22 protein-coding genes are annotated in these 19,867 nt (G+C 57.7%); 9 read left to right on the forward strand and 13 right to left on the reverse strand.

Translation table 11 applies throughout. The features are described 5' to 3' along the window. Window positions 1-78 precede the first annotated feature (78 nt). The 3 genes from AC2FGE_RS01775 (at window position 79) to AC2FGE_RS01785 (ending at window position 4,580) form a co-directional block, all read left to right on the forward strand. Window positions 79-1,161 (forward strand): TRAP transporter substrate-binding protein, encoded by a 1,083-nt coding sequence (locus AC2FGE_RS01775; protein ID WP_496817468.1) that lies wholly within the window; start codon window positions 79-81, stop codon window positions 1,159-1,161. Window positions 1,162-1,281: 120 nt separating this feature from the next. Then, window positions 1,282-2,208: a TRAP transporter small permease subunit gene (locus AC2FGE_RS01780; protein ID WP_496817725.1), complete on the forward strand. Its 927-nt coding sequence runs from the start codon at window positions 1,282-1,284 to the stop codon at window positions 2,206-2,208. A gap of 17 nt (window positions 2,209-2,225) precedes the next feature. Next, entirely contained in the window at window positions 2,226-4,580 is a 2,355-nt protein-coding gene (locus tag AC2FGE_RS01785) for a TRAP transporter large permease (protein ID WP_496817469.1), read from the forward strand. Window positions 4,581-4,715: 135 nt separating this feature from the next. On the opposite strand, the gene AC2FGE_RS01790 is transcribed toward AC2FGE_RS01785, so the two are convergent. The 5 genes from AC2FGE_RS01790 to AC2FGE_RS01810 form a co-directional block, all read right to left on the reverse strand. Further along, window positions 4,716-5,105: a VOC family protein gene (locus AC2FGE_RS01790; RefSeq protein ID WP_496817470.1), complete on the reverse strand. Its 390-nt coding sequence runs from the start codon at window positions 5,103-5,105 to the stop codon at window positions 4,716-4,718. Between the two features lie 12 nt (window positions 5,106-5,117). Further along, the gene (locus AC2FGE_RS01795) at window positions 5,118-5,936 is read right to left on the reverse strand and encodes an arginyltransferase (RefSeq protein ID WP_496817471.1); all 819 of its coding nucleotides are present in this window, start codon (window positions 5,934-5,936) and stop codon (window positions 5,118-5,120) included. Between the two features lie 75 nt (window positions 5,937-6,011). After that, a complete protein-coding gene (locus AC2FGE_RS01800; protein ID WP_496817472.1) occupies window positions 6,012-6,443 on the reverse strand; it encodes an RDD family protein in 432 nt (143 codons plus the stop codon). 65 nt (window positions 6,444-6,508) lie between these two features. Then, window positions 6,509-6,934, reverse strand: a complete 426-nt coding sequence (locus AC2FGE_RS01805) for a DUF2852 domain-containing protein (RefSeq protein ID WP_496817473.1) — start codon at window positions 6,932-6,934, stop codon at window positions 6,509-6,511. 236 nt (window positions 6,935-7,170) lie between these two features. Beyond that, window positions 7,171-7,848: an SOS response-associated peptidase gene (locus AC2FGE_RS01810; protein ID WP_496817474.1), complete on the reverse strand. Its 678-nt coding sequence runs from the start codon at window positions 7,846-7,848 to the stop codon at window positions 7,171-7,173. 190 nt (window positions 7,849-8,038) lie between these two features. Between AC2FGE_RS01810 and AC2FGE_RS01815 the strand changes: the two genes are divergently transcribed. Genes AC2FGE_RS01815 through AC2FGE_RS01835 form a run of 5 tightly spaced genes read left to right on the forward strand, consistent with a single transcriptional unit; the run spans window position 8,039 to window position 13,308 of the window. Beyond that, window positions 8,039-8,428 (forward strand): DUF4440 domain-containing protein, encoded by a 390-nt coding sequence (locus tag AC2FGE_RS01815; RefSeq protein ID WP_496817475.1) that lies wholly within the window; start codon window positions 8,039-8,041, stop codon window positions 8,426-8,428. 48 nt (window positions 8,429-8,476) lie between these two features. Beyond that, window positions 8,477-11,272 carry a bifunctional [glutamate--ammonia ligase]-adenylyl-L-tyrosine phosphorylase/[glutamate--ammonia-ligase] adenylyltransferase gene (gene glnE, locus AC2FGE_RS01820; RefSeq protein ID WP_496817476.1) on the forward strand — a complete coding sequence of 932 codons (2,796 nt, stop codon included), beginning with the start codon at window positions 8,477-8,479 and terminating at the stop codon, window positions 11,270-11,272. After that, window positions 11,256-11,528 carry a hypothetical protein gene (locus tag AC2FGE_RS01825; RefSeq protein ID WP_496817477.1) on the forward strand — a complete coding sequence of 91 codons (273 nt, stop codon included), beginning with the start codon at window positions 11,256-11,258 and terminating at the stop codon, window positions 11,526-11,528. The genes glnE and AC2FGE_RS01825 overlap by 17 nt, the downstream gene beginning before the upstream one ends. Before the next feature lie 38 nt (window positions 11,529-11,566). Continuing rightward, window positions 11,567-12,769, forward strand: coding sequence for an RSP_2647 family RNA methyltransferase (locus AC2FGE_RS01830; RefSeq protein ID WP_496817478.1), 1,203 nt, complete (start codon window positions 11,567-11,569; stop codon window positions 12,767-12,769). Continuing rightward, window positions 12,766-13,308 (forward strand): RSP_2648 family PIN domain-containing protein, encoded by a 543-nt coding sequence (locus AC2FGE_RS01835; RefSeq protein WP_496817479.1) that lies wholly within the window; start codon window positions 12,766-12,768, stop codon window positions 13,306-13,308. The genes AC2FGE_RS01830 and AC2FGE_RS01835 overlap by 4 nt, the downstream gene beginning before the upstream one ends. A gap of 64 nt (window positions 13,309-13,372) precedes the next feature. On the opposite strand, the gene AC2FGE_RS01840 is transcribed toward AC2FGE_RS01835, so the two are convergent. From AC2FGE_RS01840 to AC2FGE_RS01850, 3 genes are all read right to left on the reverse strand, one after another. Beyond that, window positions 13,373-14,068, reverse strand: a complete 696-nt coding sequence (locus AC2FGE_RS01840; RefSeq protein WP_496817480.1) for a M48 family metallopeptidase — start codon at window positions 14,066-14,068, stop codon at window positions 13,373-13,375. Window positions 14,069-14,186: 118 nt separating this feature from the next. After that, window positions 14,187-14,690, reverse strand: a complete 504-nt coding sequence (locus AC2FGE_RS01845) for a DOMON domain-containing protein (protein WP_496817481.1) — start codon at window positions 14,688-14,690, stop codon at window positions 14,187-14,189. Between the two features lie 15 nt (window positions 14,691-14,705). Next, window positions 14,706-15,317 (reverse strand): methyltransferase domain-containing protein, encoded by a 612-nt coding sequence (locus tag AC2FGE_RS01850; RefSeq protein ID WP_496817482.1) that lies wholly within the window; start codon window positions 15,315-15,317, stop codon window positions 14,706-14,708. Window positions 15,318-15,387: 70 nt separating this feature from the next. Here AC2FGE_RS01850 and AC2FGE_RS01855 point away from each other — a divergent pair, with 70 nt between their 5' ends. Beyond that, window positions 15,388-15,828, forward strand: coding sequence for a MarR family winged helix-turn-helix transcriptional regulator (locus tag AC2FGE_RS01855; protein WP_496817483.1), 441 nt, complete (start codon window positions 15,388-15,390; stop codon window positions 15,826-15,828). A 269-nt stretch (window positions 15,829-16,097) separates the two neighbouring features. Here AC2FGE_RS01855 and AC2FGE_RS01860 read toward each other — a convergent pair whose 3' ends face one another. The 5 genes from AC2FGE_RS01860 to AC2FGE_RS01880 form a co-directional block, all read right to left on the reverse strand. Further along, window positions 16,098-16,553, reverse strand: coding sequence for a dihydrofolate reductase family protein (locus AC2FGE_RS01860; protein WP_496817484.1), 456 nt, complete (start codon window positions 16,551-16,553; stop codon window positions 16,098-16,100). A gap of 155 nt (window positions 16,554-16,708) precedes the next feature. Then, a complete protein-coding gene (locus tag AC2FGE_RS01865) occupies window positions 16,709-17,893 on the reverse strand; it encodes a vWA domain-containing protein (protein WP_496817485.1) in 1,185 nt (394 codons plus the stop codon). 3 nt (window positions 17,894-17,896) lie between these two features. Further along, entirely contained in the window at window positions 17,897-18,067 is a 171-nt protein-coding gene (locus tag AC2FGE_RS01870) for a hypothetical protein (RefSeq protein WP_353006691.1), read from the reverse strand. A 7-nt stretch (window positions 18,068-18,074) separates the two neighbouring features. Continuing rightward, window positions 18,075-19,439, reverse strand: coding sequence for a DUF2927 domain-containing protein (locus AC2FGE_RS01875; RefSeq protein ID WP_496817726.1), 1,365 nt, complete (start codon window positions 19,437-19,439; stop codon window positions 18,075-18,077). Beyond that, window positions 19,439-19,828 (reverse strand): GNAT family N-acetyltransferase, encoded by a 390-nt coding sequence (locus AC2FGE_RS01880; RefSeq protein WP_496817727.1) that lies wholly within the window; start codon window positions 19,826-19,828, stop codon window positions 19,439-19,441. Before AC2FGE_RS01880 ends, AC2FGE_RS01875 begins: the two co-directional genes overlap by 1 nt. Window positions 19,829-19,867: the final 39 nt, after the last annotated feature.

Raw genomic sequence — 19,867 nt, forward strand, 5'->3', positions numbered from 1 at the left:
CATTAGGCTGCGGCCTACTGAATGTGACAGGCCCGGAGTGTTTCCGGGTTACGACTATGTAAGGGGAGGAACACTCATATGGATCGTCGTTCATTTCTAAAGAAATCTGCTCTGGGCGGCTCGGCTGCTGCGGCAACCGCGCTGGCAGCACCAGCCTATGCGCAGGGTCAGCGGACACTGACTATGGTGACCTCGTGGGGTCGTGGTCTGGCCGGCGTGTTCGACGCGGCGCAACGGTCTGCCGACAGCATCAACGCGATGTCCGATGGCAGCCTGAACGTAGAAATCAAGGCAGCGGGTGAGCTGGTTGGCGCGTTCGAAGTGTTTGACGCGGTATCCTCGGGTCAGGCCGACATGTACCACGCGGCGGACTATTACTTTGTAGGTCAGCACCCGGGCTATGCCTTCTTCACGGCTGTTCCGTTTGGTATGACCGCGCAAGAACTGGTGAACTGGTACTACCATGACGGCGGCATGGAGCTGCATGACGAGCTGGGCTCGATCTTTGGTCTGAAGTCCTTCCTGGCCGGTAACACCGGTGCTCAGGCGGGTGGCTGGTACTCGAAAGAGATCAATGGCCCCGAGGATTTCCAGGGACTGAAGTTCCGTATGCCGGGCCTTGGTGGTCAGGCGTTGGGTAAACTGGGCGCATCTGTTCAGAACATTCCGGGCTCGGAAGTGTATCAGGCGCTGTCATCGGGCGCGATTGACGGAACCGAGTGGATCGGTCCGTGGGCTGACGAAAAAGCCGGTTTCCAGGAAATCACCAAGACCTACTATACCGCAGGCTTCCACGAGCCGGGCGCAGGTCTGTCGCTCGCCACCAACCGCGACGTCTTTGACAGCCTGACACCGGCGCAGCAGAAGATCATCGAGATCGCAGCCGCCGAAGCGCACCAGTGGAACCTGGCGCAGTTCCTGGCCAATAACGGTGCAGCCCTGCAGCGTTTGCAGTCGGGTGGCGTGAAGGTCATGGAGTTCCCGGACAGTGTTTGGGATGCTTTCGGTCAGGCCAGCCAAGAGGTTCTGGACGAAAACATGGGTGACGAGCTGTTCAAGAAGATCCACGACAGCGCCATGACGTCGATGGCGGCATCGTCGGGCTGGAACAATTTGTCGTCGGGTGTCTACACCGCGCAGCGCGACCGCGTACGCGGCTAAGCTTTAATCACCAGACCAAACGGTTTCTCCGCATTGGCGGGGAAACCTTTCTTGTTGCACATGCGCGGACCCATCATGCCGCACGAACAGCCAGTGCAACTGACGCGACCTGGGGACAACATGCAGGACGAAAACGGTATCTCGTTCTTCGGCGCCCTGTGGAATGGACTGATCTGGTTCATTCAGAACATTGCCGAAGCCTTCTATAATTTCGGATATGCGATCACGCATCCGCAGCTGTGGCTGAACTGGTCGGACAAAGAGGCGATCATGCGCTTTGTCTATTATGGCGGCTCGGTCGAGTTCTTCTTTGTGATCTTTGCCCTGTTTCTGGTGCTGACAGCCATAGGCCTCTACTACCGGAATTTCATGTGGGGCATGGTTCGCGGGCTGGAAGGGTTCGCAAACATCACCGGTCGATTCTTTGCCTGGGCCGGTTTGTTGATGGTGCTTCAACAGATCATCATCGTTTTCATGCAGCGTGTCTTTACGCGCGCGGATATGGCGTTTGGGTTTGGCATTCCTTTTCAAAAAGATATCAGCTGGTTCGCCGAAGAACTTAAACTGTATAACGCCATGGTGGTCTGCCTGTGCTGTACCTACACATTTGTTCAGGGCGGACATGTGCGAGTTGACCTGATCTACGCGGGCATCAGTCACCGCGCCAAGCGTGTGGTCGACATGTGCGGTGCGCTCCTGTTCATGATGCCGATGGCGGTGCTGACTTGGATGTACGGCTGGTACTTCATGTGGCGGCACCTGATCGTGCCGAAACCATCGGCCAGTGACACGCTGGATCGGCTGGTCGCCAAATCACGCGCGTTGCGGTGGAACGTGGAAACCATTGGCTTCAGCCCAAACGGCTTTAACGCCTATTTCCTGTTCAAAATCCTGCTCGTTCTGTTTGCAGGCATGGTGTTCCTGCATGCGATTGCGTTCCTCTACCGATCCTATCTGGAATATGTGGAAGGGCCCGAGAGCGCCGGAAAATACCTCGACAAGGACAGCCTTGGCGCAGGTGAAGAAGCCTATGAAGGCGCACATTAGGGACGGAGACCCAGACAATGCTATTCGGACTTGATGGCGTCGAGATAGGCCTCATTATCGTATTCTTCTGCCTTTTCGGAGGCATCCTGTCTGGTTTCCCGGTGGCCTTTGCCATCGGTGGGGCCGGGGTCATATCCTTCGGGATCATTGCCGCGCTGGACAGTGCCGGGCTGTTGATCCATCAGGCAATCGATACCAGCTCACAAATGTATCGGGATCTGGTTGCAACAGGGGTGAAACCTGATGCGGTTTCGGTGTTCCGATACCCGGATTTGCCAAGGATCGGCGAGCCGGTCTTCCCCGCGGGTTGGGAAACCGCCCTGGACCGCAATGTTTCGTTCATCGTAAACCGTATGAACGAGCGTGTACTGGCGGGCCAATCGATCGAGACCCTGCTGGCTGTGTTGATGTTTGTTCTGATGGGCATCACGCTGGAACGCTCGAAGATTGCCAATGATCTGCTGACCACAATGGCGCGTGTCTTTGGCCCGTTGCCGGGTGGTCTGGCCGTCTCGATTGTGGTTGTGGGCGCGTTTCTGGCAGCCTCCACCGGCATCGTGGGTGCAACTGTGGTGACGATGGGCCTGCTGGCCCTGCCGACGATGTTGCGGAACAACTACTCGCCTGAGCTTGCGACGGGTGTGATTGCGGCTTCGGGGACTTTGGGGCAGATCATTCCGCCGTCGATTGTGATTGTTTTGCTCGGGACGTTGGCCGGGGATCTTTATTCAACTGCGCAGGAAACCCGCGCGGTTGAGGCCGGATGTACCGATGCGCTGACCTATCTGGGTGAGCCTGCTGTCGTCTCGGTTGGAACGCTGTTTCAGGCTGCCCTTTTGCCGGGAATCATGCTGGCCTTGCTCTATGCGCTTTACGCCTTTGGCTACGCGTTGCTGAACCCTGACAAAGCCCCAGCCGTTGAACTGGCTGGCGGGTCGGGCGAGACGATCACCCGGTCCGAGGGCCTGACCTGGTTGCTGGGTGCACCGGCGGCCATCATCGTCGGCGCGATACTGTTGGGCAGTGCCGGGGTTATCGGCAGTCAGAACATCTCGGTCTCGGCTTTCTCGGATGTGGGGCAGGGCGCATCGCTGCGTACCAATGTGTCGGAAGAGTGTAAGGCATCGATGATCGACTTGCATGGTCAGAGCGCCTGGGATCAGGCGGTGGCCGAGCAGGAAGAGATTGATGCCGCCGGTGGCATCGCCAATGCCGAGCGCCTGAGTGAAGAAGAACTGGCGGCCGCAAGCGAAGCAAAGATCGCCAATGCTGCGCCCATTGGGAATGGTGTTGCGGTTTTCGTGGTACTGCTGGCCCTGACGCTGGTTCTGGGCCGCGGTATCGCACCGTCGCGTCCCCCTCAGCCTTTGATCGTTGGGGCGATTGGTCTGGTGCTGATGTTGCTGATAGATATCCTGCTGATCTCGCCCACCACCTCATCCGGCGGCACTTTCCTGTTGCTGGCCATTCCGTTCGCCATCGCGATCTATGGCTGTAAAGAAGCGGCTGCGCGTTGCGCGACCAATGATCTGATCCGCGTGGTCTTTCCGCCGCTGGTTCTGATCATCGCGGTTCTGGGGTCGATCCTTGGTGGGATCACCAACCCAACCCCGGCTGCGGCGCTGGGCGCTGGTGGTGCGATCATGCTGGCGGCTTATCGTAAACTGCGCGAGCGGGGTCAGTCGGGTGGCGTGATCATCTGGTCGACCTTTGCGGTGATTATCTGCCTGTTGCTGGGCGTGAACTTCGATCTGCGGGTTAGCCAGAGCGGAGCATCCGCCGAAACCTGGATCGCCTTTGGTCTGGCTTATTCGGCTTATCTCTATGCGCTGTTTGGTCTGCTTTATGGCTGCTGGGTGCTGTTTTCGAGCGGCGTTCTGACCCCGGTGGTGCGCGAGACGGCCAAGGTGACCTCGATGGTGTTTACCATCCTGATCGGATCGCAGTTGCTGAACCTGGTGGTGATTTCGTTCGGGGGGGAGCACTATATCCAGCAGTTCCTGAAAAGCTTTGACAACGAGTTCACGGTCTTCCTGATCGTGATGTTGGTGCTGTTCATTCTGGGTTTTGTGCTGGATTTTCTTGAGATCATCTACATCGTGATCCCGATTGTGGGCCCGGTGATCTATGGTGGGTCGTTTGATCCGAAATGGGTGACGATCATGGTGGCGGTGAACCTGCAGACCTCGTTCCTGACGCCGCCCTTCGGGTTTGCGCTGTTCTATCTGCGCGGCGTTGCGCCAAAAGAGGTGACGACGGGCCATATCTACCGAGGGGTTGCACCTTTTGTGATCATTCAGGTGGTTGGGATCGCAATCCTGTGGTTCTTCCCTGCGATTGTGACCATCGTTCCGGACCTGATCCCGAATTGATCTGATCGGACAATCAAAGTGAAAAAGGGGGCCTGATGGCCCCCTTTTGCTTTTTGGTTTGGGGCAAGGGGCCAGCCCCTTCTTGGCCTGCGGCCAATTCATCCCCGGGATATTTTTAGCCAGATGAAGAGTGGATCAGGTGAACTGGATCAGGTCCCAACGGTTACCGAATGGATCGCGCCAGACGGCGACAATGCCATAGGGTTCGGTGCGGGGGTCTTCTTCGAAATCTACGCCGTTTGCGCACATCGCCGTGTGGTCGCGGTGGAAGTCATTGGTTTGCAGGAAGAACCCGACGCGGCCTCCGGTCTGGTTGCCGATGGCGGCGCTTTGGTCGGGGCTTACGGCTTTGGCCAGCAGAAGTGAAGCGCCGTTGGTGCCGGGTGGTGACACCCGCACCCAGCGTTTGCCGCTGCCCAAATCAATATCCTGTTCCAGGGTGAAGTTGAGCGTTTCGGTGTAAAAGGCAATCGCAGTTTCATAATCCGGCACCACAAGAGTGACGGCATGCAGGCTTTGTTTCATATCGGATCAGCCCTAGGTGGGGTGGCGGTCGGGCAATTGGATATTGGCGACCTGTTCCGCGATAGGGGCCGCAGAGAGCGGATGATGCGACTTATCGGAGAAGGTTGCGGGGTCCTGAACCTTTTGCCATTGCCCTTGAACATAGGCTTCGAGACCTGAGAATTTGGCCTTGTATCCCATCTTTGGGCTGCCGGGCACCCAGTAGCCCAGGTAGATATAGGGCAGGCCTGCCTCGCGCGCGATGTCGATATGATCGAGGATCATATAGGTGCCCAAAGAGTTCTGTGGCTGTTGCGGGTCGTAGAAGGAATAGACCATGCTGAGCCCGTCATCGAGCACATCGGTCAGGCTGACGGCGATCAGGTCACCGGTTTCGGGGTCCAGATATTCGACCACGCGGCTGCGGATTGGGGTCTCCTCGATCATCGCGGCAAATTCGAACACGTCCATATCGGCCATGCCTCCATCGGCGTGGCGGGTGTCGAGGTAGCGGCGGAACAACTCGTACTGTTCGTCCGTGGCCCAGGGCGATGTGGCGCGCCGTTGCAGGTAGGCGTTGCGCTTTACTGCGCGTTTCTGGCTTTTGGTTGGGCGGAAGGCGGCGACATCGATCCGGGCGGACAGACAGGCAGCGCAATCAGTGCAGGATGGACGGTAGAGCACATTCTGGGACCGGCGAAACCCTTGTTGCGACAGGGAATTGTTCAGCTGGTCTGCACCTTCGCCTTGCAGGGCGGTGAACAGCTTACGCTCCAGCCTGCCCTCAAGGTAAGGGCAGGGCTGGGGGGCCGTCACATAAAACTGTGGCGCAATTGGCAGCGTATGTCGCATGAAGGTCCCATGTAGCCTCGGACCTGATGATAACAACGGTTTTTGGCGCCGCCAAGTGATTCACGCGATGGGTGGTCAGGCCCGTTGATTGATCATGACGGTGCCAAGGAAGGCGTCTGTCAGACCCTGACAGCGCGCGCTGGTTAGCATCATTATGATCGAGATGATCTGGACTACGAAAAACGCCATACTGATAAAATATCCGGCGGTATGCGCAAGGGCTTTGCCCATATCCATACGTTCGCCAAACGCATCGCGCAGTTCGATCCCCATGAAGCGCATGCCCAGCGTGGCAGAGCCGTTCGAGATGGTGAGCACCCGATAGACAAAGCTGATGACCGCATAGATCAGGGGCAAGAAAAACAGCCCTGCGCCAAAGGTTAAAAAGACGGGAATAATACACAGCAGCGAGATCAGCGCGATATCGAACAGCCAGGCGACAAAGCGTTTGGATGTGACGGACTGATAAAACTCGGGTTGTGTGTCAGGGTTGGGCAGGTGGGTCATAGACAGATTTCCGAAAATGAATGTCGCGTTACCCTGTCCCGAAGGCCGGGACAGGGTAAGGGGGATCAGGCAGGTTCGCCTTTACCGTCGTCCTCTTCGTGGTTGTCGCGGGCGCGTTCATCCATGAACTGGTCGAACTCGGCCTTGTCCTTGGCTTCGCGCAGGCGGTGCAGGAAGGCTTCGAACTCTTGTTGTTCGCGTTCCAACCGAGCCAGCGTGTCGGATTTGTAGGCGTCAAACGCGCTGTTGCCCGACGGCTTCATTGCGCTCATGTGGCTGTTCCAGGATTTGCGACGGCTGCAGGATTTGCTGAACATGCGTTTGCTCCAGATCATATAGGCCAGAAGGGCCAGGCCCACGGGCCAGAAGAAGATGAAACCAAGGACCATGGCGGCGATCCAGGCACCTTTGCCTTTATCGTCCATCCAGGCCTCGGTGCGGTGCAGCCATCCCGGGTTTGCAGGGACGGTAGGTTCGGACAATGCGGTCATTTGGTCTCTCCAGGGGTTGATGTAAATTCCTTTCACATTGTCTAGATGGGAGGTGCTTGCGGGGTTGCAAGGGGGTGATGTGAAAAAGATTTACATTTTTTCGAGTCAGATGATCGAAAACTTGTGCCTTCTCGCAGAGCAGCTATTGTAGCGCGCCACTGTTTCGTTCAATTTATCGAATGGATGTCTGCAGCATCAACAGAGCACGACTGAACAGCGCGCGCATTCTATCGTGTTCAGAAATCGAACTTGCTCTGGATCGGGGGCGTGTAGGGTTCGATTAGGTCTTCGCCGTCGGATGCGCGTTTGATCGGCTTCACAGTATGATATTCAAATCGCCCCTCATATCCCGTGCCAAGCGTCTCTTGCGCCTCTTGCGGTGTTGTGACGCCGTTTAACCAAGTCTCGATCTCTGAGGGGGTCAGAATGACTGGCATGCGATTATGGATGTGCGCTATCTGGGGGCTTGGTTTACGTGTCATGATGGTGCAGCTGTGCCGCCCATCTCGCGTTCGATAGAACCCGGCAAAGAACATAAGCGGTTCATTACGTTTGACCGTTATATAGGTCGGAAAGCTATGCCCCTGATCTTTTCGCCATTCATAGTATCCAAGCGCCGGGATAAGGCACCGCCCGTTGTTCCAATAGTCCTGCCAGAACGCGACATTCTCGATCTTGGAATTGATCATGGGCTTCTGACTGCGTGGGTCCTTTAGCTGCCAGCGGGCGGACGTGAGTTCGGCAGTGTCGCCATCCCAGCGGATCATATTGACCTGATCGGTCGGCGAGACGTTGTAGCCCCCAGAGGGCAGCGGCTTGGGTAGATCGGGAGAGACCTTTCCATAAAGAAAGTACTCCAGAGTCGCGAGCATCTGTTTTTGCGTCAGGTGACCGGCTGCAAACTTACCACACATGGAATGAGCCTATTTTGGTTTAAAAACCGAGGCAAGGTTGAGCGTATACCGCATCGTGCTTTGTCGCCCTTTCTTCAAGCTTGTGACCTTGGGCAAGTCGATTGAATTAACCACAGATACCTTCGATCGCTGGTTGTAGCTGCGCATCCGCCTTCTTTCGTGCAATCACAAAACAGGGTAACAAACGACTATGACTTTGGACGACAAAAACACCGCCCCTTCGACTACCGAAATACTGGATCTGGAAAAGCAGGTTTGGACTGCGCTGGTTGTCGGGGATGCCAGCGCGGATCGCGCGCTGCTGAGCGCCGACTTTCTGGGTGTCTACCCGTCAGGCTTTGCCAATCGGGACGATCACGTTGGGCAATTTGCCGATGCGCCGACGATGGCTGAATTTAGGCTGAGCGAGGAAAAGCTACGGGTTCTGACAGCGGATTTCGTCTTGCTGTCCTATCGCGCCGACTACGTGCGGCCTGGCGCAACCGAGTGGGAGGCGATGCTGATTTCCTCGCTGTGGGAGCGTCGGCATGACACGTGGGTCAACAGTTTCAGTCAGGACACGCCGGTTCAGAACGCGTGATGCGTTTGACTCATTGACCTTGGGGGAGGCAATGCGCAGGGTCGCGATATGAGTGACAGTCTGGCCATCACCCGTTTGCCGCGCGCGTTCGATCCGTCTTTGGGCGAAGAAACGCGTGATTTGCTGGCGGATTTGACCCCTGAACAAGGGGAGTTGATTGCCGGAACCGCCGGATCAAGCACCTATCTGAAAGGGTTGATTGAGCGCGAGAGAGATTGGCTGCCACAAGCACTGTCGCGGCCCGATCAGGCCATGATCGAACTTATGGCTGTGGTGCGGGCTTTGGCTCCGGATCAGCTGAAGCCGGGGCTGAGGGTCGCCAAGCGCCGAATGGCGTTGCTGACTGCGCTGGCCGATATCTCGGGCGCGTGGTCTTTGGAAAAAGTGACCGCTGCGCTGACTGATTTCGGAGCGTTGGCGGCGGATGTCGCAGCGAAGGCTGAGATCGCCGCCTTGATTCGACGTAAAAAGCTGCCCGGAATGAGCGAAGATGATGTCGAAACGGCCGCCGGGATGGTCATTTTGGCCATGGGCAAGATGGGCGCGCATGAGCTGAACTACAGTTCGGATATCGACCTAATCGTTCTGTTTGACGAAACGCGATACGACCCGGATGATTTCTATGACGCGCGGCATGGGATGGTCCGCGCCACGCGCAACTTTTGCGCCACGCTCAGCGACAAAACCGCTGACGGATATGTCTTTCGCACCGATCTGCGCCTGCGCCCCGATCCTGCGGTCACGCCGGTCTGTATGGCGATGGAGGCGGCCGAGCGCTACTATGAAAGCCTTGGTCGAACTTGGGAACGCGCCGCCTATATCAAGGCGCGCGCCTGTGCGGGCGATATCGCTGCAGGTCGGCGGTTTCTGGAAGCGTTGCGTCCCTTTGTCTGGCGCCGCCATCTGGATTTCGCCGCCATTCAGGACGCCCATGACATGCGTCTTCGTATTCGTGAGAACAAGGGGACGGGTGGCAGCCTCTCAATCCCCGGACATGATATGAAACTGGGGCAGGGCGGCATTCGGGAGATTGAGTTTTTCACCCAGACCCGCCAGTTGATCGCCGGTGGGCGTGATCCGGATCTCCGCGTGCGCGGAACGGTTCCCGGTCTGGCTGCCTTGGCGGAAAAAGGCTGGGTGCCCGAAGAGGTTGCACAAAAGCTAACCGATCACTACCGCGCGCATCGCGAGGTCGAACACCGCATCCAGATGATCCACGATGCTCAGACCCACAAAGTGCCGCAATCCGAGGACGGTATCGAACGCGTGGCCTGCCTGATGGGGATCAGCGGGGCTGATCTGACCGCTGACCTGACCCGCCGATTGACCGAGGTGCATGAGCTGACCGAGGGGTTCTTTGCCCCTGGCCCCGGTGCAACCCCGACGCCGGATCAAGAGGTCACGTTCGACAAAAGCATCTTGGCCCGTTGGGCCTCTTATCCGGCGCTGCGATCGCAACGGGGTAGGCGCATCTTTGACCGGCTCAAACCAGAACTCCTGTCGCGCCTCGCCAAGACATCTCAACCCGAAGAGGCGCTGGTAGCTTTGGATGGGTTTCTGGCCGGGCTGCCTGCCGGGGTGCAGCTGTTTTCGCTGTTCGAGGCCAATCCGCAATTGATCGATCTGTTGATCGATATCGTGGGTACGTCTCACGCGCTGGCCTCGCATCTTTCCCGCAATGCCTCGGTTTTTGATGCGGTCATCGGTGGCAGTTTCTTCGCCGACTGGCCCGGACAGCAAGAACTACAAGCCGAGTTGGAACAGGCTTTGGCGGCCGAGACGGACTACGAAACCCAGCTTGATCTGGCGCGGCGCTGGTGCAAGGAATGGCATTTCCGCGTGGGGGTGCACCATCTGCGAGGTTTGATCGACGGCGCGCAAGCTGGCCGTCAATACGCAGAACTGTCGCAGGCTGTTATCGCTTCGATCCTTCCACACGTGGCCGAGAATTTCGCCCGCAAACATGGTCCCGCTCCGGGCCGTGGTGCAGCCATTCTGGGTATGGGGTCGCTTGGGGCGGGGCGGATCAATTCGCAATCCGATTTGGATATGATCGTGATCTACGACCCTCTGGATCAGGAGATGTCCGAAGGTCCGCGCCCACTGGCCACCCGCACCTATTATGCGCGGTTTACGCAAGCGCTGATCACGGCGCTTTCGGCCCCGATGTCTCAGGGGCGGCTCTATGAGGTCGATATGCGCTTGCGCCCGTCGGGCAATCAGGGGCCGGTGGCGACCAGTTGGGCCAGCTTCACCAATTATCAGCAGAACGAAGCGTGGGTTTGGGAGCACCTTGCCCTGACACGCGCGCATGTGGTGGCAGGTGGCGTGGGGCTGGCCACAGATATCGAAGCCTTCCGGGCCGATTTCCTGTCGCGTCCGCGCGATATGAAGAAGGTTTTGCACGAAGTCGCCGAAATGCGCTCGCGGCTTGCCGCCGCAAAAGCCCCTGCCGGAGTTTGGGATGCCAAAAATGGCCCTGGCCGCATGATGGATATCGAATTGATGGCGCAAACCGGCGCACTAGTGGCAGGTATCGCGGATCGCGATGTGCCCTCCGGCCTTGATGGCGCCGTCGCAGCCGGGTTGCTGGATGTCGCGCGGGCACAAACACTGAAAGACAGCTACGATCTATGTTGGTCTGTGCAATGCGCGGCACGGCTGCTCTCGGGCAGGGTGATCGAGGCTGACAAGATTGGCGAGGGTGGTGCGGCTTTCCTGTGTCGGGCCACCGGGTTCGAACAGGTTGATCCGTTGCAGACCGCGTTGCAAGACAGTTATGCAATCGCTGCCGAGATCATTGGCAACGTGATAAAAGAGGGCGAAGATGGCGCGCAGCACTGATCCCAATGACCCCAAAGGCCTGATCCGCGAGGCCTATAACATTGAGGGCATCGCCCTGCCGGAATGCCGCAGCATCTTCCTTGATTGGGCGCTCAGCCTGCCGGACGGGCAGGATCAGAAACAGGCGCTGACCACCCTGCACGCCGCTTATGCCGCGCGGGATGCCGACCACCCGATGACACAGGTCATGGCTGAAGGTCTGCAAGCTGCACAGGCGCCAAAACGACGTGGCGGTTGGCGTTCGCGCCCGCGTTAGGGCTTTTCCCCCGGCGCATGCATGACTAAGAGGGGGCCATGACCCAAACCACTGATCGCCCTCGTATCCGTCTGAAACCCAAAGCCAATGCGCGCGGCCTGCGCCACGGGTTTCCCTGGGTCTATGCCAATGACATTGTCACCGACCGCCGCACCCGCAAAATCCCGGCCGGGGCGTTGGCCGTGCTTGAAGACGACAAACGCGCGCCGATTGCGCTGGTGGCCGTCAATCCTGACTCCAAGATCATGTGCCGGGTTCTGGACCGCGACCTTGACGCGGAGCTGAACGCCGGCTGGTTCGAAACCCGCCTGCGTCGCGCCCTTGAAATGCGTGAACGTCTGTTCGACGCGCCATATTATCGCCTGATCCACGCCGAGGCCGACGGCTTTCCCGGAGTGATCATCGATCGTTTCGGCGATGCCTGCGTCATCCAGCCCAACGCCGCCTGGGCCGAAGCGCATCTGGAAACGCTCACCGATGCGTTGGTCAAAGTTACCGGAGTAACAACTGTCCTGAAAAATGCCTCAGGCCGGACCCGCGGGCCGGAAGGGCTGGACGACGTGAACCAAACGCTGCGCGGTTCAACGCCCGACGCACCGCTGCCAGTGCCCATGAACGGTGCAACCTATATGGCCGACCTGACCGGCGGCCAGAAAACCGGTCTGTTCTACGACCAGCGCCCAAACCATGCCTTCGCAGCCCGTTTGGTTCACCCAGAAGCAACCGTGCTGGATGTGTTTAGCCACGTAGGCGGCTTTGGCCTTGCCATGCTGGCCGGAGGGGCGGCGCATGCGACATGCGTCGATGGCTCTGCCGCCGCTTTGGAATTGGCAAGCAAAGGGGCCGAAGCCACGGGCTGTGCGGATCGCTTCCAGACCCAACAGGGCGACGCGTTCGACGTGCTGACCCAACTGGGCGAAGGGGGTGGGCAATTCGATGTCGTGATCTGCGACCCGCCTGCCTTTGCGCCTTCGAAACAGGCGTTGGATGCGGGCCTGCGCGCCTATGAACGTATCGCCCGGCTGGCGGCCCCTCTGGTTAAACCGGGCGGCTATCTTGGCCTGTGTTCCTGCTCCCACGCTGCTGATCTGGGCCGGTTTCGTGATGCGTCCTCGCGCGGGATCGGGCGCGCCGGTCGACAGGCACAGCTGATCCACACCGGTTTCGCAGGCCCCGATCACCCGCAACTGCCGCAACTGGCAGAAAGCGGTTATCTCAAAGCCGTGTTCTACCGTCTGTGAGGGCGGTCCTGGATACCTGCGTCATCTACCCCACAGTGATGCGAGAGATGCTGCTGGGCGCAGCCAGCCTGGGCCATTTCACCCCGATCTGGTCCGCGCGTATTCTGGAAGAATGGGCTCGCGCCGCCCGCAAGCTGGGCCCCGAGGGCGAGGCCCAGGCCCGCGCAGAAATCGCCCTGACACAGGCGCACTGGCCGCAATCCGAACGCGCACCCGCACAAGGGCTTGAAAACCGCCTTTGGTTGCCCGACGCAGCGGATATCCACGTGCTGGCAACCGCGATCGACACGTCAGCTGATACCATCGTGACCGTTAACGCGAAGGACTTCCCGAAAAATATCCTGGCGGAAGAGGGGCTTGATCGCCGCGACCCCGATGGCTTGCTGCACGGTTTCTGGCTCTCGGACCCCGACGGTATGGCCACCATCGCCAACCGCGTTCTTGATGAAGCCAACCGCCTTTCGGGCGACCAATGGACTCTGCGTGCGTTGATGAAAAAGGCGCGCCTTCCACGATTGGGCAAAGCCCTCTCTCAATAGGCGCGATCCCCCTTCATCTGGCTATAAATATCCCGGGGAGCGCGAGGGGCTGGCCCCTCGCTGCCTAAACCTTGCCTCCTGCACCCCAACGCCGCTCAAGAGCCTCCAGCGCCGCAATCCGCTCACCCGTCTTCGGATGGCTCATCAACCATGCGGGGACCATCCCAGCCCTCTGCTGGGTCAGATCTTCCAGCTTGTGAAACAAGGATTTCTGCGGTCCGATCCCAATCCCGGCCTTGGTCAGCAGTGCGGCGGCGTATTCATCCGCTTCATATTCATCCTGGCGTGACAGGCGCGAGGCCAGCAACGAGGTCAGCGCATTGGCAATCATCGCGCCAATAAACGGAATGAACCGGTTCAACACCATGATCAGCGCCGTCCGCATCGCGTTCTGACCGGAAAAATCTATCATCCGCCGCTTTGCATGCCCCAATGCCACATGCCCTAACTCATGCGCGATCACACTGGCCATTTCCTCGGCTGAAACCTCTCCGTTGCGAAACTTGCGATAGAATCCGCGGGTGATGAAAATGCGCCCATCGGGCGCGGCCAAACCATTCACCGGATCGATCTCATAGATGTAAACCGGAACCCGCACGATATCCAAGGCTGCGGCCAGCCGGTCGGTCATGCGCTTCAACGCCGGATCGGCCAGCTCTGTCGACTTCTGATCCAACTCACGATGAGTGCGCCAGATGGAAATCCGGTACATCACAAGACCATAGGCTATGGCCAGCAGGATCGGGGCTAAGCGAAGCATGTGTTAGATATGGGAGCACTTGATTTCGAGGGCAAACAAAAAAATAGAAAGTTTGTTTTGCGGAACAAAGCGGGCTTTCGCCCCAGCGCTCGAATGATTGCTTGTCCGCGTTGATCGATCAAAGCTCAATCAAGAAATGGCGACGCCACGCTGAATGATGTTCGAAATCTATATGATGTGACCATGCAAACATTGCGTAGGATCGTGTGCCCGATGAGAGCGTGGGATTATCGCTGTCAGCTAACAAATGTGGTAAGGAAAACTGTATCGTGGTCATATTTTCAGTGGCGTACCCGCTGACATCTTGGACTGCTGGTGAAAGCCCTAAGTCTTGAACTTTCGGATGGTTTGGCACTACGGCGATGTGCTCTTCCGCATAAAGTGAACTCCCTCTCAGTGCACCAATGACAAAGCGTGTTCCGTTGAGACGTTCTTCGTTATTAAATCCTACGGCCACCCAACCGGTTGTTGGTGCGCTGAAGGTCGAGAATAGCCGCCCGCTTTCATGCCAGTATTGGAATGTTGTACCATCAACGCTTATCGTTTCTCGCCGAGGGGAAGCGGATGCACCGATTGCCCAAGATGCCAAGCCTGTGCCGATCACAAATTTTCTTCGGTTCATGAGGGACCTCTTCAGTTAAACGTGCAGAATCATTGCAGCTGCCGACCCGGAGCAATGAAGAGACTGAATACGATGTGCACCTGCGGCCTTTGCCAGATCGCGCACGTGGTTATGGACCAAGAAAGAACCCCGGCCTGAATGGATAATCCGATTTCTTAGAACCCGATCGGCGATTGATCGAGGCGGGCGATCTGCGCAGAAGACAAGACAAATATGACCACCAGATCGCGTGACCCGTACAAACTCTGACAACGCCGGATAAGGATCGTCCAGCGTTTCGATACCCCATGCGCATGAAAGTAAATCGAAGCTGGTATCGGGAAATGGCATGTCCTTCATGCAACCGGTCACGCTCTGTGCAGGAATATCGGCGCAAAAGCTGAGCATTTTTCGAGATGAGTCTAACAGCACCAGATCAAAATTGCCGTCCAAGCTTTTGAGCAGACGGCGAGCTACCGTACCTGTGCCGCATGCGGCATCCAACATCCGGATGCCTGGGCGCAAAAGTGCCGTGACCGCCCCTTCAAAGGCACATTGGGCTTCGCCTCCGGCGAAGCGAAGCCAAAGCGCATGGGCCTTCCCATAGGAGTCTGCTACATCATCATAGATGTTGGCTGATCTCATCATATCTCGTCCGTTTGCTGGGCGTGTCTGAAAACAGTATCGTCAAGTAGATTGACTACTATGGAGTGGATATATGGTCAAGAAGATTGACGACTTTCGAATTGATCATGTGGGCTGGCGTCTTTGGGATGCTGCTGCGACGTGGAAGGAAAAGTTTGCGGCGGAGATGGTCGCGATGGGTCATGACTGGTATGCCGAGGCCCGCTCCAGCGTCGTGCCATATGTCGGGCTCAAGGGAACAAGACAATCAGACATTGTCGCGAGAATGGGCCTCACCAAGCAAGCTGTTCAGCAACTCATTCTGGATTTGGAAGCGTCCGGGATATTGCGGCGAGAGCCTGATCCTTATGATGGTCGCGGCAAAGTGGTTCATTTTACTGAAAAAGGGTTGTCCGCTCAGCGAGATAGTCAAAAGGCCAAAAAAAAGGTGGAGGCCGAGATCAGGGCACGGCTTGGAGATGAAGAGTTCGAACGTCTGGTGGAAACCCTCAAGAAGATCGGTTCGGAAGCCTGAGTTCGCCGTCCAGTCCACGAAGCCACCGACGGCGGTCGTTGAGGCGGATTGCGGCATCGGAGGCGATGGTTCACATGTTGAATCCGCCGCTCAACATCGGAATACCTGCTTCCCGACAACGAAGGGCATGCCATCATTCTGAAAACTCGAAATACGCCAGCGTTCGCACACGTTTTGGCGAAAAATGAAGGCGCCTGACGGATGAGGGATCTCAGCGTGGGAAGCGTCGCGGATCGCTACCTCAGCATTGGCCAGATTAGAGCCCAGCGTTACAGTTTCTGCGCAAGGTTTGAACGGCTGTTGTCAGGACGATAGAACTGCATCGATACGCCATTCCCGCTCGGTTCAAACGAGGTGAGTTCCAATTTCATTGAAGTGCTGCCTTGCCCAAATAGCCGTTTTCCGCCACCGATAACCACTGGGAAAACCCAAAGGCGGAACTCATCAATCAATCGGTGCGCCAGCAACTCCTGTATCAATTGATGGCTCCCATGCACCTGCAACAGTGGTGCCTTCTCTTCCTTCAGGCGGCGGATTTCGGAGGCAATATCACCAGAAACCGGGTGCGAGTTCTCCCAGCTCAGAGTTGTCCGGCCAGATGTGACGACGTATTTGCGCGCCGGATTGATCCGGTCAGAAAGCGCGGATTTGGGTGCGTTCGGCCAGTGTCCTGCGAAAATGTCATAGGTCTTGCGACCGAACAGCATGTCATATGGTTCAGACATGGCATGACGTTCAACCTGACCCATCACACCCTGCCAGTAAGGAGCAGCCCAACCGCCTTGCTCGAACCCGCCGCCTGATCTAAAAAGAAAGCAACAGCAGACGTTGGGACATTTTGCTGAACTCGGCACTATGAGCTCAGAGCCGACATGCGGGTTTAACGCGTGAGTTCTCGCATGCCCTGTTCCAGCCCGGCCAGGGTCATGGGTACCATCCGGTCCTCGAAAATCTCGCGGATCATGCCGATGGAATGGGTGTATTCCCAGTATTTCTCGGGCACCGGGTTGATCCACAGGTTTGACGCCCATTGATCGCGTGCGCGTTGTAACCAGACTTGACCGGCCTCTTGGTTCCAATGCTCGTTGGCACCGCCGGGATAGGCGATCTCGTAAGGGCTCATCGAAGCGTCGCCGACGAAGATGCATTTGTAGTCGGGGCCGTAGGTCCGCAGTACCTCATGCGTGGGGGTCTGCTGATCCCAGCGTCGGCGATTGTCGCGCCAGACGCCTTCATAGAGGCAATTGTGAAAGTAGTAGTATTCCAGATGTTTGAACTCGGTCCGCGCGGCAGAAAACAGTTCCTCCACCACCTTGATATGCGGGTCCATTGAGCCGCCGACGTCCAGAAACAGCAGCACCTTGACCGCGTTGTGACGTTCGGGCCGGGTCTTGACGTCCAGATAGCCATGTTCCGCCGTGGCGCGGATCGTGCCGTCCAGATCCAGCTCTTCGGCAGCGCCCTCGCGCGCCCAGCGGCGCAGGCGTTTCAGGGCGACCTTGATGTTGCGCGTTCCCAGTTCAACAGTATCGTCCAAGTTCTTGAATTCGCGCTTGTCCCAGACCTTGACCGCACGCCGATGGCGACTTTCCTTCTGGCCGATCCGCACGCCTTCGGGATTGTAGCCATAAGCCCCGAAAGGAGAGGTTCCGGCGGTGCCGATCCACTTATTGCCCCCCTGATGGCGGCCCTGCTGTTCCTTCAGACGCTCGCGCAGCGTCTCCATCAGCTTGTCAAACCCGCCAAGTGCTTCGATTTCGGCTTTCTCTTCAGCCGACAGGTGCTTTTCGGCCATTTTCTCAAGCCAGTCGGCGGGAATGTCGACCGCCTCCAGAATCTGATCAAAGCTGATCTCACCCAGCCCTTCGAAACTGGCGGCAAAGGCGCGGTCGAACTTGTCGATATTGCGCTCATCCTTCACCATTGACACTCGGGCGAGGTAGTAGAACGCCTCGACATCATAGGTGGCCAGACCCTTTTTCATCCCTTCCAGAAAGGTCAGATACTCCCGCAGAGAAACGGGAATGCCAGCTTTACGGAGGTTCTCAAAAAAGGGCAGGAACATTGGTCAAATTACCAGTCGGACCAGGATCAGCGACATCACAAGTCCCAGCAAGGCAAAGGCAATGCCATAAACAGCTGCGTACTGAGCTATGTCGGCGCCGTTCCCATTGCGTTTGCGCGCATTCCAAGCGCCAAGTATCGCACCCAAAACAGCCATTCCCAGGACTACCAGCATGTATTTGTCATCCGCCTATGTTGTTACCGGCTGATCTGGTCGCACGGCTTTCCGCCAGGGATTTCACCACCACATCTGCGCCAAACCCGTATCGCGCCCACCCCAGACTGTCCAGCCTGACGGCACGTGCCTGTTGTACCTGCCCAGCCTGCATGAGCGCCTCGGATTTCAACAAGAGGAGAGTTGCCAGAAGCGAAGCGTTTTCAGCCCGCGTCATCACATCTATAGCCTTGTCCAGATCAGGCAACACGTTGAGGCCTTGATCCTGAGCCAGCGCGAAAGAGGCGGTTTGTGCCGTGACATGGGCGCGATGTACCTCGGTTCCTGGTGTGGCATTCAGGAAGTGCAGGGCGATCTGATATTGTTGCAGTGCTGTAGCAGGGTCGCGGAACTGGATCATGCGACCCATCAGATAATGCGGATAGGCGCGGCGATGGTCGGTCCAGCCCTGTTGCTGCCCGATCTCTGCGGCCTTCTGGGCAAAGCGGAACTGTCGGGGTGATCCGGGGCCGGGGCCCAACGTTTTATTGATGGCGTCGATCCATGCGCGCGGAGTTTTAGTGAAGGGCTGAACTGGTAACCGGTCTCCACGCGGGTTCAGGCGGCTCAGCACAGCGGGAAGGGCGGCCTCAACCTGTTCGCGCGTCATGCCTGTTTTCAACTCGGGCGCATAGGCAGCCCGCAGGATCAGCATATCAAAACCAGTCAGGACGGTATGGATATTGTCGTCGTTGAACACGGAATCGGGTAGGTGATACAGGTCGTTCAGCGGCCCCAACGCCTGTGCCAACTCCTCGTGCAGGCAATCGCGCATTTCCTGCGGGCTCACATCATAGGGGATGAAGATGCCCAGGCGTTCCCGTTGACGCAGTTCGGTCCAGCTGCTTTTGGCCTTGCGACGATCCCGGCGGTATTCTTCCAGGCTGGAGGAATTGGGCACCACAAAGCACGCAGCATTCGGCAGGATACGATGAATGTCGCGCTGGCTGACGGCCTCAATGGTGATATTGGCCTGACCTTCAGAAATCTGCCGGATATTGATCCGGGCCTCTCTCTGCAGTCGGGTCAGCAATCGGGCGAGATCGCTTTGCATGCTGGGGGTGGGCTTACCGGTCAGCCGCACCGTGACCGGGGTTTCAAACCGGGTGAACACGGGCAGCTGTGTGCCACTTTCCAAGGCAAAATGCAGATCGAGGAAATCAGCCGCTATGTTTGTGTTGGACCTGGCCGGAGGGGTGGGCCGAGACGCCGTAAAACTGTTGGCCGGGGGCAGGGCCTGTTCAATGGTTGTCACATTGCCCGGCAATTCAATCCGCTCGACCGATGCGCAGGCCGAAAGCAGACATACCGCAGCAAGGGAGCCCCATCGCATCATGAGCGGTTGTACTTGATAAAGGGCGTCAGCGTGCCGATTCGGTCATAAAGCTGGCGTGCCGTCTTGTTATGATCCTGTGTCAGCCAATAGACCGTTGGCGCGCCCTGGCGATCGGCCTCGTCATACACCGCCTGGATCAAAGCACGCCCTACACCGGTCCCGCGCGCCTCGGGGCGGGCATACAGGTCTTGCAGGTAACAGACCCTTTCAACTTTCCATGCGTGGCGGTGAAACAGGTAGTGTGTCAGCCCAACCAACGCGCCGTTCTGTTCGGCAACGAAGCAGGAAAAATCCTGCGGATCGTCCCCAAGCAACCGTGCAAACGTTGATTCATAAATCTCATCGGGTAGGGTGGTTTCATAGAAGGCCAGATAGGCCCGCCACATCTCGGCCCATTGATCCCTGTCCGCGGCCCGCAAGGGGCG

It is taken from the genome of Ruegeria sp. YTSA075 (genome assembly GCF_059610245.1).